General features: G+C 71.7%; 11 protein-coding genes. All 11 read right to left on the bottom strand.

The genetic code is table 11. The annotated features are described in order from the left end of the window. Window positions 1-484: 484 nt before the first annotated feature. Window positions 485-1,237 (bottom strand): hypothetical protein, encoded by a 753-nt coding sequence (locus G495_RS17695; RefSeq protein ID WP_051445072.1) that lies wholly within the window; start codon window positions 1,235-1,237, stop codon window positions 485-487. 83 nt (window positions 1,238-1,320) lie between these two features. Next, window positions 1,321-2,130 carry an AmmeMemoRadiSam system protein B gene (gene amrB / locus G495_RS0104745; RefSeq protein ID WP_028586859.1) on the bottom strand — a complete coding sequence of 270 codons (810 nt, stop codon included), beginning with the start codon at window positions 2,128-2,130 and terminating at the stop codon, window positions 1,321-1,323. Between the two features lie 136 nt (window positions 2,131-2,266). Beyond that, a complete protein-coding gene (locus G495_RS22750; RefSeq protein ID WP_156939579.1) occupies window positions 2,267-5,626 on the bottom strand; it encodes a tetratricopeptide repeat protein in 3,360 nt (1,119 codons plus the stop codon). A gap of 66 nt (window positions 5,627-5,692) precedes the next feature. Further along, the gene (locus tag G495_RS0104735; RefSeq protein ID WP_028586858.1) at window positions 5,693-6,700 is read right to left on the bottom strand and encodes a sigma-54 interaction domain-containing protein; all 1,008 of its coding nucleotides are present in this window, start codon (window positions 6,698-6,700) and stop codon (window positions 5,693-5,695) included. 262 nt (window positions 6,701-6,962) lie between these two features. Then, window positions 6,963-7,322: a flagellar basal body rod C-terminal domain-containing protein gene (locus G495_RS0104730; RefSeq protein WP_028586857.1), complete on the bottom strand. Its 360-nt coding sequence runs from the start codon at window positions 7,320-7,322 to the stop codon at window positions 6,963-6,965. Between the two features lie 61 nt (window positions 7,323-7,383). After that, window positions 7,384-8,166 carry a GTP cyclohydrolase FolE2 gene (folE2, locus tag G495_RS0104725; protein ID WP_028586856.1) on the bottom strand — a complete coding sequence of 261 codons (783 nt, stop codon included), beginning with the start codon at window positions 8,164-8,166 and terminating at the stop codon, window positions 7,384-7,386. Beyond that, window positions 8,167-8,586 carry a nickel-responsive transcriptional regulator NikR gene (gene nikR / locus G495_RS0104720; protein WP_028586855.1) on the bottom strand — a complete coding sequence of 140 codons (420 nt, stop codon included), beginning with the start codon at window positions 8,584-8,586 and terminating at the stop codon, window positions 8,167-8,169. 28 nt (window positions 8,587-8,614) lie between these two features. After that, on the bottom strand, window positions 8,615-9,307 hold the full coding sequence (locus tag G495_RS0104715; RefSeq protein WP_028586854.1) for a class I SAM-dependent methyltransferase: 693 nt from the start codon (window positions 9,305-9,307) through the stop codon (window positions 8,615-8,617). A 187-nt stretch (window positions 9,308-9,494) separates the two neighbouring features. Then, a complete protein-coding gene (locus G495_RS0104710; protein WP_028586853.1) occupies window positions 9,495-9,926 on the bottom strand; it encodes a hypothetical protein in 432 nt (143 codons plus the stop codon). A 61-nt stretch (window positions 9,927-9,987) separates the two neighbouring features. Next, on the bottom strand, window positions 9,988-10,788 hold the full coding sequence (locus G495_RS0104705; protein WP_028586852.1) for a DmsC/YnfH family molybdoenzyme membrane anchor subunit: 801 nt from the start codon (window positions 10,786-10,788) through the stop codon (window positions 9,988-9,990). Continuing rightward, window positions 10,785-11,354 carry a 4Fe-4S dicluster domain-containing protein gene (locus G495_RS0104700; RefSeq protein WP_028586851.1) on the bottom strand — a complete coding sequence of 190 codons (570 nt, stop codon included), beginning with the start codon at window positions 11,352-11,354 and terminating at the stop codon, window positions 10,785-10,787. Before G495_RS0104700 ends, G495_RS0104705 begins: the two co-directional genes overlap by 4 nt. Between the last annotated feature and the right edge of the window lie 5 nt (window positions 11,355-11,359).

Genomic DNA, 11,359 nt, shown 5'->3' with positions numbered 1-11,359 from the left:
CGGGGGCTTCGGCCCCCGCCTTTTTTTGCGCGAAGCCGGGCGCCGGGCCGCGCCGCCCGGTGTGGCACCCGACGCCGCGTGCTGCCCCGCCGCCCCGGCTTCACCGCCCGCACCCCGCCCGCACGCACCCAGATGCACCCGGATGCGCTCAGAACGCACCCCGGAAGACGATCCCCCGCCCGCCCTCCGGCACCGCAGCACACCAGCCCATCGCGCGCCGCACACCCTCGCGGCCCTGTGCCCCGGCCCACCGCCACCCTCCTCCCCTTCGCCCCGCTCCTGTCCGGCTCCGCCCCCTCTGTTTCCATCCGCGCCCGCCCCGCCAGCCTTTCTGTCCTCCGGCCCGGGCCCGGTCCGGCCCCTCGTCTTTCCACCCGGCCCCGCCCCAGCCTGCCCGCCCCGCCCCGCCGCACGGCGCAAAAAAACGCCGCCCTCCCGAAGGAAGGCGGCGCGTTCGGCCCGGGGGCCGCGCTGGCCGCGCGGGCTACTTGGCCGGGGCCTGGGTCTGGGCGGCGGCGATGCGCATGGAATACGGCAGCACCTGCCCGTCCACGCGCACGATGACCTTGAGGGTTTCGATGCCGCGCCCGGCGGGCAGGTAGACGTAGCCCACGCGGGTGAAGTCGGGCGGGATGGGCTCCTCGTTCCAGCCGTACTGGCGCAGCTCGTCGCGGATGGTGCGCTTGAGGTCGGCCTCGGAGCTGGACATGGTGCCCGCCGCGCCGCCAGCCAGGGCGCCGACACCCGCGCCGATGGCCGCGCCCTTCCAGATGTTGTCGCCGCCGCCGATGGTGCCCGCCAGGGCGCCCAGGCCCGCGCCGAGGAAGGCGCCCAGGGCGCCGGTGCGCGAGGCGTTGGCCATGGTGGTGGAAAAAGCCTCGGAAGCGAAGACCAGCTTGGTGGCCTCCTCAAGGGTGAAGGCCAGGTACTCGCCGTCGGCGCCCACGCCGCGCACTTCCTCCACCTGCACCACCGGGGTTTGCAGGCTCTTGTTCTTGAAGACGAGGAACACGGGGTCGAGCCCCGCCTCGCGGTAGTCCATGCCCTGGCCGAAGTGCTCGTAGTGCACGGCGCCCAGGTCCCAGCGCTGGCTCTGCACCGAGCCGTCCACCTGGGACGGGTCGATGACGCGGCGGGGCTGCGGCAGGGGCTTGGTGGCCTGGCAGGACCAGACGAAGAGCAACATGACGGCCAGCAGGCCGAGGGCGACGGGATTGCGCAGGGAGGTTTTGGTCATGATCTCCACCTTGGATTCGGGTTTGTGGCTGGACGCATGGAAGATAAGGGCTTGCCCGCGCCCTGGCAAGGCCGGGCCCGGCCTCAGCGCACCAGGACCCCCGCGTAGCCCACCACGCGCGAGGCGTCGCCGCTGGCGGCGGCGGAGGTGGCGTAGGCCGCCAGCCGGGCCGAGGTGGCCCCCAGGGCCCTGGCCGCCAGCAGCCCCAGGGTCATGGGCAGCACCCCGCACATGCTGATGCCCTGGCTGCGCACGGTGTCGTAGAGGCCGCGCGGGTCCAGGGCCAGGACGGGCTCCAGGGCCCGGGCGTCCACGCGCCGGGCCTGGGAGTCGGGCAGAAAATGGCTCATGTCCGAGCTGACCACCAGCGACGCCGGGCGGCCCAGGGCGCCCAACACCCCGGCCAGGCTTGCGGCCACAGCCTCCAGTTCGGCGTAGCGGTGCTCGGCCACGGCCACGGGCACGATGGTCGTGCGCGGGTCCTTGCGCTCCAGGAAGGGCACGAGCACTTCCAGGGAATGTTCGCGCTGGTGGGCGCTGGTGTCGGCGGCCAGGCGCGGTTCGGCGCGCAACAGGGCCGAGGCCAGTTCGGCGTCCACCTCCAGCCCGCCCCCGGGCACGGCCCAGCGCCCCGAGGGCCACACGGCCAGGGGCTGGCCCAGGCCCGTATGGTTGGGCCCCAGCAGCACCACCAGCGGCGCCAGCCGGGCCTCGCCCAGGGTCCGCCCGGCCACGGGGCCGGAGAACACGTAGCCCGCGTGGGGCACCATGGCCAGCAGCGTGGGCGCGCTCTCGGGCTCTTCGGCCAGGGCCAGATAGCTGGCCACCTCCAGGCCCAGGGCGCGCGGGTCGGCGGTGTAGAACTGTCCGGCGACGACGGGGGGTCTGTCCATGGGGGGCCTCCTTGCGGGCGGCGGGCAGGACGGCGGCGCGCCCGCGCAACGCGGTTCCCTTGGGGCGCATGATGTTCGGGAATCAAAGCCTGTCATTCTCAACAACCCTGGAGCGGCTTCAAGGCACGGCGGCCAGCTAGAACGCCCCGGGCGGCGAGTAGCCCCGCGCGGCCTGCTCGATCTTTTCCAGTTGCAGGTCCGAGGCGGCCATGCGCCCGTAGAGGGAATCGGGCTGGCGCGCGGCCAGGTCGGCCAGCATCTCGCGCCAGGTGGGCAGGTCCGCCGCGCGGCGGTACAGCCCGGCCATGCGGTAGCGCAGGGCCGCCCAGGAGGGGTCGCCCTCGGGCAGCAGGGCTTCCAGCTCGGTGGCCCACTTGAGGGCTTCGCGGTAGCGCGCCGAACTTTCGGTAACGTCCATGAGAATGTTCAAGGTCTCGCGCAGCTTGGGTTCCTCGCCGCCCATGGTCACCAGCATTTCGTAGGCGTCCTGGGCGTATTCGTAGGCCTCGCGCAGGCGCTTGCCCGCCAGGGCCTCCTGGGCCAGGAAGAAGATGGCGTAGGCCCGCTGGGCCGGGGCCAGGCGCGAGTCGTTGCCCAGCTCGACCCACAGGGGCCGGCTTTCCTCGAAGCGGCCCAGGTTCTCCAGGGCCAGGGCGCGGGCGTAGAGCAGCTCGCGCTGGAAATCGGGCCGCAGCTCCCATTCGCGCACGACCTCGGCCACGCCGAGCACGTCCTCCCAGCGGGCGTTGTCGGCGTAGATGGACAGGGCCAGGCTCATGGCCACCTCGGAGTGCTCGGGCACCTGCTCCTCGTTGAGGAAGGGCCGGACCACGCCCAGGGCCTCTTCGGGCAGGCCGCGCTTCCACAGGCTCAGGCCCAGGGCGATCTTGGCCTGGGGGTCGAGGTCGGCGGCCATCTCGCGCACGAAGTCGTACTCCTGCCACAGCGAGACGATCTTGGGGTAGTTGCCGTCCACCACGAGCTGGGTGGCCAGCCCGCCGAAGGCCTTGAGGCCCACGTCGCGGGCGCGGGGCATGAGGGCGCTTTCGGGGAATTTCTTCTCGAAGTCGAGCACCGCCGCCAGGGCATCGACGTTCTTGTTGTTCCACAGCTGCCACATGGCCAGCTTGAGCTGGGCCAGGGGCGCCAGGGCGCTGTCGGGGTGCTTGGCGACGATGTGCTCGTAGGTCTGGGCCGGGGCGAGGTTCAGCGGCCTGTCGAAAACCGTGAACATCTGCTCCACGCTGGGCTCGTCGTAGATGCCCTCCTCGGCCAGGCGCATCTTGGAGATCAGCCCGCCCTCGCGGTCGGGGAAGTCGGCCACGGCCTTGTCGTACATCTCGCGGGCCGCGCCGGGGCGCTTGGTGCGCACGTAGATGTCGCCCAGACGCGCCAGGATAATGTCGGCCTCGTCGCCCTTGGGGTCGATGTTGTAATAGGTCCAGTAGTCGTTCTTGGCCTTTTCATAGTCTTCGACGGTGTAGGCAGCATCGCCCAACAGGCGCAGGAACGGGGGGAACTCGACGTAGAAGCGCGGCCAGCGCTTCTCGATGTAGTCCACGATCTGGAAGGCCTGCTTGTCGTAGCCCAGGTGGCGCAGGGCGCGGGCCAGCCCCAGGGACGCCTCGCGCACGAATTTGCTGTCCGGGTAGACCTGCACAAGATACTGGAATTCGTCGGCGGCCTTCTGGTAGTCGCCCTTGTTGAAGTAGTAGTCGCCCCAGTAGTAGTAGGTCAGCGGCACGTTGGGGTCGCCCTGGTAGCGCTCGCGCAGCAGGCGGAAGAAGGCGGCGGCCTCGGGCACGTTGCCGACCTTGAGGTTGAGTACGCCCCGGCGCAGCAGCGCCGCAGGCACCCGCCAGGACTCCAGGTTGTGGTTCACGGCGGCCTCGTAGGCCCCGTTGATCTCGTCGAAATGCCCGGCCAGGTCATCCTTGTACTTCACCGAGAGCACGTCGGCCTTGGTATACATGGCATCCTCGGCCATGTCCGGCGGCAGGTCGGGCTGGGCCAGCAGGGTGGCCAGCTCCTTGAGGGCGGTGTCGTGGTCGTCGTTGCCCTGGGCGGCGCGGGCGGCGAACATGATCTCGTCGAGCTGCTCCTGGCGGGCCCGGGCCCGCTCCTCGGCGGTGGCGTTCTGCGCGTCCGCCCCGGCTTCGGCCACGGCCCCGGGTTCGGCGGGCGCTTCGGAAGCCTCGGGGGCTTTGGAGGTTCCGGGGGCGGCAGGGGCCTCGGGGGCCGGGGGCTCGGGGACCGGGGGCGCGGCGGCGACCTCGGCGTCCGGCTGGGGCAGCGGCCCGCTGGCCGAGGGCGCGGGCATGGGCGGCCCGTCGCCCGGGCTGAAAACGCGGCCCCGGAACTGCGACGCAGGCCCCTCGGGGCCAAGCAGATTTTCGGTGATGCGCTCGACCACGTCGCGTTGCAGGGGCTGGCTGCCCTCGGGCGGCGGCGTGGGCCGGGGCCGCGCGGGCCGGCCCCCCTCCACCGCCGTCTCGGCTCCGGGAGCCGCGCCCACAGGCGCGACAGGCCGGGCCCCCACGGCGAATGTCCCGGGCTTGCCGGGCACGGGCACGGCGTCCTGAGCCACGGGGGGCAGGGCCTCCGGGGCGGCGGCGCCCGGCGCAGCGCCGGGTGCGGGGCTGGGCGCGGGGCCCGGTGCCGCGTCAGGCGCGGGGGCGGGCCCCGGCACGCGCTCGGCCTGGGCGGGCGCGGACTGGCCCGGGGGCGTCACCCGGCCCCGGAACACGTAGGGCACCTCGAACGCGGTGCGCATCCGCCCGTCCTGGGCGGCGGTATCCGGAGCGGGAACGGAACCTTCTGACGATGCGGCGGCATCCGGGGCGGAGGCAGAAGGCGGCACGGCGGCATCCGGGGTGACGGCTGGCGCCGGGGCGGGCGCGGCGGCGGCAGGCTGCGACGCCTCGGGCCCGGCGGCGGGCCGGGCCGGGGCCGCCGGGGGGGCGGCGGCCTGGGAAACAGCGTCGCCCTGGGCGGGCCGGGCCGCCGCTGGCGGCGCGGCGCCCTGGGCCTGCGGGGCGGGCGCGCCAGCCGTAGGCGCCGGGCCCGCGGGCGGGGCCGTACGGGGCGGGCCCGTGGGCTTCCAGCGCGCGCCCAGGGGGTCGCTGAACACGTCCACCACCAGCCGGGGCGGGTTGTCCAGGGTGAAGGCCACGAACCCGGCCTCGGCGGTGGACAGCTCGATGTCCAGCCCACCCGCCACCGCCCGCAGGCCGGACACCAGCCGGGCCCCGGTCAGGTCGGGCAGCTCGCCCGCCGCGCCGTCTGCGCCGGGCAGGCGCAGGGCCAGGGCCTGGGCCGCCTCGCGGGCCAGGGTGTACTGCGGCAGTCCGTCGGGGAACTGGAGGACCAGGCGCTCCTTGTCCGGGTGGCGCCCGAAGGAATAGACCACCCCCTGGGCCGGGGCGGCCAGGACGAGCGTCACGAGGCCCGTCAGGACAAAGAGGCAGGCGATCCTGCTGGCGGAACGTACGTTCACGGCGCAAACTGTGCAAAAACCGTGCAAGTCCGGGCGCATCCCGTGGCGCCCGGGGCCCGCGCGGGGTCAGCCGATCTGCTTCTTCTTCAGCTTCTCGATGAGCGTGGTGCGCTTGATGCCCAGAATCTCGGCGGCGCGGTTCTTCACGCCGTCGGCCATGTCCAGGGCCTCGCGCAGCAGCCGGTCTTCCAGTTCGTCCAGGAAGGTCTTGAGATCCATGCCCTTGTCGTCCAGGTCGCGCACCCGGGGCCAGGCGAAGCCCGCCGGAGCGGCCTGGGGCACGGGCCGGGCCTTTTCCTGGCCCAGGCTGGTCCAGATCTTGGCGGGCAGGTCGTCCGGAACGACGGTCTCGTTGTCGCACAGGATGGACAGCCGCTCCATGATGTTTTCCAGCTCGCGGACGTTGCCGGGCCAGGAATAGCGCAGGAGCATGTCGCGCGTCTCGGGCGACAGGCGCAGGGTCTTGCGCTCCTTGTCGCGGCAGAACCCGCGCAGGAAGGCGTCGGCCAGGAGCATGGCGTCGTCGCCGCGCTCGCGCAGGGGCGGCAGGTGGATGGGAATGACGTTCAGGCGGTAGAACAGGTCTTCGCGGAAGACCCCGCGCGCCACCTCGGCCTCCAGGTCGCGGTTGGTGGCCGCCACCACGCGCACGTCCACCTTCTTGGTGCCCGTGCCGCCCACGCGCTCGAATTCCTTCTCCTGGAGCACGCGCAGGATCTTGACCTGCAGCGAAAGGTCCAGCTCGCCGATCTCGTCCAGGAAGATGGTCCCGCCGTCGGCCAGCTCGAAGCGGCCCTGGCGCGAGCGGATGGCGTGGGTGAAGGCGCCCTTCTCGTGGCCGAAAAGCTCGGATTCCAGCAGCTCGCGGGGGATGGCCCCGCAGTTGATGGGCACGAAGGGCTTGTCGGCGCGCTTGCTGTTGGTGTGCAGGGCGCGCACCAGCAGCTCCTTGCCCGTGCCCGACTCGCCGGTGACCAGCACGGTGCTGTCCGTTGGCGCGACCTTGGCCAGGACCTTGAAGACTTCCAGCAGCGCGGGGCTCTGGCCGATGATGCCGCAGGTGTTCAGATCCATCTCCTCTCCCTTGGAAAACCCGGAACCGGGCCCAACGCGACCATGGAAAGCGTCTCTGCCGTCAATCTTCTGACATAAAGTCGAGAAAAGCTCTAGAACTATTTTGCGCCAGGGCGCTTCGCCCCGGCGGGGGCCAGCCCCCTGCCCGCCCGCGCGGCCCGCGGCGCAACCCCGCGCCGCGCACAGCCCCGCCCTGCCCTGCGGCAAAAAAAACGGCCCCCGTCCCGTTTCCGGTGCGGGGGCCGAAACAGCGGCGCGAATTTCAGACCACCTCGTCCAGCAGCGTGCCGAGCATGTCGTCGGCGGTGCGCACCACCGCAGCCGAGGCCTCCACGGCCCGCTCGTTGGCCATGGTCAGGACCATCTCGCGGGCCAGATCCGTCCCCGAGCCCTCCGCATAGCCCACCCCGGGCACGGCGGAAGGCACCATGGGCCCCTGCACGTCCAGCTGGCGGATCTCCTGCACGGCCACACCGCCCTGGTCGGGCCGGTCCTCCAGGGTCACCCGCGAGGGGTCGAAGCCTTCGGTGTTCATGTTGGCGACGTTGTGGGCGGACACGGCCTGGGCCGTGGAAAAGGCCATCATGGCCGAAGCCGCCGCGTCCAGGGCGCGGATGGGCATGGTCAACCTCCCGGGCGACCCGGGCGCGCGCCCGGGGAACTCCGCCCCTTGGGCCATTTTCTCACACATCGCCCCCGCTTTCAATGCTGGCGTAGGCGCTGTGGTTGTGGATGGACTCCATGCTCTCCACCTCCACGCGGTACCACGTCACCTGCGGATGGTGGGCCAGGCGCTGGGCCGTGGCGCGCACCACGTCCTCCACGAAGGCCGGATGGGCGAAGGCGTGGTCGGTGACGTGGCGCTCGTCCTCGCGCTTGAGCAGGGCGAACACCGGCGAGGAGCCCGCCTCCTCGGCGATGGTGATGAGGTCCTCCAGCCAGAGGAAGCCCGTGAACCGCGCGCGGATGCGCACCATGGCCCGCTGGCTGTGGGCCCCTCCGGCGCTGATGGCCAGGGAGCAGGGGCACACGGTCATCACCGGCACGTCCACCCCGAGCATGAAGGCCAGCCGCCCGCCCTCCAGCTCGCCCTGGAGCAGGCAGGCGTAGTTCATGAGCCCCGGGCTGCCCGACTCCGGCGCGCGGCGCTGGAGGAAGTACGGGAAGCGGAACAGGATGTGCGCGCGGCGCGCCGCCAGCCGGGTGCGCACGCTTTCCAGCAGGTTCTTGAAGCTGGCGTAGCCCAGGTCCTCGCCCCAGTCCTGCAGGGCCTCGATGAAGCGGCTCATGTGCGTGCCCTTGAACTCGGCGGGCAGGTCCACCGAGAGGTCCACCTCGGCCACGGTGTGCTGCACGGCGCCCTGCTGGTCGCGCGAGCGCACGCGCACGGGCAGTTGGAGATTCTTGACCCCGACGCGGTCGATGGGCATGGCCACGTCCGCCGGGCCGCTTTGTACGTCCTTCATCTAGACCAGATTCTCCCCGGTGGTGGTCAGGCACAGCTTGCCGTGCTTCACGCCCTTGGTGGAAATGAGCTTCTGCCCGAGCATGCGCACCTCGTCGCCCTTGCCCTTGAGCACCAGCACTTCCAGGCAGTTGTCGTGGTCCAGGTGCACGTGCAGCGAGGACAGGATGATGTCGTGGGCCTCGTGCTGCAATTCGGTCAGCCGCTGGGAGAGGTTGGACTGGTGGTGGTCGTAGACCATGGTCAGCGACCCGGCGATTTCCTTGTCCGTGTCTTCCCACTCGCGGCGCACCAGGTGGTTGCGGATCAGGTCGCGGATGGCCTCGGAGCGGGTCTGGTAGCTTTGCTCCTCGCAGAGCTGGTCGAACTTGTCCAGCAGGTCGGAATCCAGGGACACGCCAAAGCGGATGGTCTTGCCCATACGTCCTCCGGGGTTGGATGCGGCGCGCCTAGGGGCGGGCGCTGCCGGGTTTCACCAGTTCAAGGATGTGCACCGTCACGGGGTGGCCCTGGTGCTCGAAGCGTTCGGTGAGCGCGCGCGAGCACGAAAAGCCGCGCGCGGCGGCGTGTTCCATGAACGGCTCGCGGATGGAGCGGCCCGGCTCGGCGATCCAGGCCGTGCCGCCGGGGGCCAGCACGTGGTCCAGCAGCGCCGTGACCGGCTCCACGAAGCGCAACTCGTACATCACGTCGCCGCCCCAGGCGAACTCCGCCCGCCCGGGGGCCAGGGCCGGGGCGCGCCAGTCCATCTGCACCCACAGCGGCTGGGGCACGCCGTTCAGGGCCGCGCTGCGCCGCGCAAACGGCAGCGGGGCGAACTCGTAGTCAAAGGCGACCACCCGCGCCCCGAGCCCGGCGCCGATCATGGCCGAAAGCCCCAGGCCGCAGCCGATGTCCACGCAGAGCCGCCCGGCCAGGGCCGCGCCGCGCCCGGACAGCCAAGCCCCCAGCGCCAGGCTGGCCGGCCACAGCTCCACCCAGTAGGGCATGCGCTCGTCGGGGCCGAAATCCGCCTCGCCGAGCTGCTGCCACATGGCCTCCAGGTCGCCCCGGCGCTCCACGATCCAGCGCCGCCCGGCGACCACGGGCGTGAGCCGCTCCTGTGGCGGCGCGGCCTGGGCGGGGCGGGAATCGGCGTACATGGCGGCTCCTGGCGCGGCGCATCCCGGCTCGCGGCAGCCCCGGATGCCGGGGTGCGTGCCGATAAGACGCGCGTTCTGGCAGGAAAATACACGCGCAGTAACACGCGGTCAAATGAATTGGCCGGAAAGGCTTGCGAACGGCAGGAAAACCGGGCCCTGGCGCCCGGCACAGGCCGGGACCGCCGGGCTAGGGCCCGGCGGGGGCGACGTCGAGGGTCAGCGTCGTATCGAGCACGGGCAGGGCGTCCACCCCGCCGCAGCTCGACTTGGTGACCAGATGCACGCGCACGGCGAACCTGTGGCGCCCCGACGCGCGGGGCACGACCACGGTCACGGGAAACCCCGGCAGGATGCCCGGCCCCGGGCCCGCAGGCACCTCCAGCGGCGTGACCAGGGCGGTCACGAAATACCCGGCGGGCGGCAGCGGCGGGGTCAGGGTCATGGCCAGCTCCACCTCCTGGCCCACGACGCCGGACAGGCGGCTGGAATCCAGGCTCGCGGCGTAGCCCGCAGCCTCGCCCAGGCCCTGGGCGCGGCCCGGGGCCGCCGGAAGCAGAAGCAGCAGGGCCGCCAGGGCGACGGCCCGCAGGCGCCACGACGATGCGCGCGCAAGCGGCATGGGCACTCCTTGCGAAATGCAATCCCGGCGGGGGCGGCGCGCCGCCCCCGCCGGGCAGGGGTCAGTACAGCCCGCCCATGTTCGCGGCGGTGTGCATGGTTTCGCCAAAGAACACCAGCCGCCCGGCCAGCTCGCCCAGCAGCAGCAGTACGGGCAGCCAGGTGGGCACCGCGCCCTTGCGCCAGACCACGGCCAGGGGCAGGGCCAGGCCGAAGACGATGCGCGCCCAGTACAGCGGCGAGGCGATCCATGCCTTGCCGGTCAACTCCGTCACCGTGCCGCCCGAAAGCCACACGCAGGGGATGACCAGAGAGACCACCAGGGCCACCAGCAGGGCCGAGGCCAGCACCCGCGCCAGCAGGCGCTCCTGCTCACGGGAAACCAGCAGGCCGCCGAAGGCCGCGCCGAGGATGGCCGCCGTGAGCGTGAAGAACACGAAGGGCAGCACGTTGTTCACGGCGGGCAGGGCCGGGGGCGAATAGGTCATGCCCATGGCCAGGAGCGCCCCGGCGCCCACCAGGGCCGCCAGCCAGCCCAGGCCGGGGTTCAGGGTGTCGCGCATGGTCAGGGCGCCCACGACGATGAGCCCCAGCAGCGCGCCCGTGGCCAGCACCTCGCGCGAGAGCCAGGCCGTGGAGAGATGTTTCACGGCCATGGGCGCGCCCAAGGGGTGGCCCAGGTGGGCCAGGGAGGCCAGCAGCCCAACGCCCAGCAGCACCGCCGCCAGGCGCCATTGCCTGCGCGCCACGCCATCCGGGCCCCCGCCCGCCCGGGCCAGGACCAGACTCATGACCACGATGCCCACGGAGGCCTGCGCCAGGACCGTGAACACCACCAGGGGGAGTTCCATGGGTGCGATCATCGCTCGTTCCTCCTCACCACATGGGGCTGCTTGGGCGTCCGGAAGCGGACGGAGGGATTCAGCTTGGGGAAGCGCGGGAATCCGGGCGGGAAGCGCACGGTGCCCGTCTCGTCGAACTCGGCCAGGTCGATCAGTTGCAGCGCCTCCACCGGACAGCTCTGCACGCAGGCGGGCTTGAGCCCGGCGTCCAGGCGCTGCCAGCAGAAGCTGCACTTCTCGGCGCGCTTCTCCACGGGGTTGTACCGGGGCGCGCCGAAGGGACAGGAACGGATGCAGTTGCCGCAGCCGATGCACTTGTCCTGATCGTGGATGACCACGCCGTCCTCGTCGCGCTTGGTGTAGGCCTGCACGGGGCAGACTTCCAGGCATGTGGGGTGTTCGCAATGGTTGCAGGCCAGGGAAAGGAAGGCCCGCTCCCGGTGCGGATAGATCTGCTCGTCCAGGGGGTAGACCTGGCGCCAGATCACGCCGGGCTCCTGATGATACTGGTTCTTGCACGCCATGGCGCAGGAGAAGCATCCGATGCAGCGCTCGGCGTCAACCAGGAAGGCATAGTGTTTCTTCATGGTCT

This window comes from Desulfocurvus vexinensis DSM 17965, from assembly GCF_000519125.1.
GTDB lineage: Bacteria > Desulfobacterota > Desulfovibrionia > Desulfovibrionales > Desulfovibrionaceae > Desulfocurvus > Desulfocurvus vexinensis.
This window is presented reverse-complemented; position numbering and strand designations above follow the sequence as displayed.

Bases quoted from the DNA above. Each gene is read 5' to 3' on its own strand.
- amrB (WP_028586859.1), bottom strand. From the start codon at position 2,130: ATGGACAGACCCCCCGTCGTCGCCGGACAGTTCTACACCGCCGACCCG.
- G495_RS0104710 (WP_028586853.1), bottom strand. From the start codon at position 9,926: ATGCCGCTTGCGCGCGCATCGTCGTGGCGCCTGCGGGCCGTCGCCCTG.
- G495_RS0104735 (WP_028586858.1), bottom strand. From the start codon at position 6,700: ATGGATCTGAACACCTGCGGCATCATCGGCCAGAGCCCCGCGCTGCTG.
- G495_RS0104705 (WP_028586852.1), bottom strand. From the start codon at position 10,788: ATGATCGCACCCATGGAACTCCCCCTGGTGGTGTTCACGGTCCTGGCG.
- G495_RS17695 (WP_051445072.1), bottom strand. From the start codon at position 1,237: ATGACCAAAACCTCCCTGCGCAATCCCGTCGCCCTCGGCCTGCTGGCC.
- nikR (WP_028586855.1), bottom strand. From the start codon at position 8,586: ATGGGCAAGACCATCCGCTTTGGCGTGTCCCTGGATTCCGACCTGCTG.
- G495_RS0104715 (WP_028586854.1), bottom strand. From the start codon at position 9,307: ATGTACGCCGATTCCCGCCCCGCCCAGGCCGCGCCGCCACAGGAGCGG.
- G495_RS0104730 (WP_028586857.1), bottom strand. From the start codon at position 7,322: ATGCCCATCCGCGCCCTGGACGCGGCGGCTTCGGCCATGATGGCCTTT.
- G495_RS0104700 (WP_028586851.1), bottom strand. From the start codon at position 11,354: ATGAAGAAACACTATGCCTTCCTGGTTGACGCCGAGCGCTGCATCGGA.
- folE2 (WP_028586856.1), bottom strand. From the start codon at position 8,166: ATGAAGGACGTACAAAGCGGCCCGGCGGACGTGGCCATGCCCATCGAC.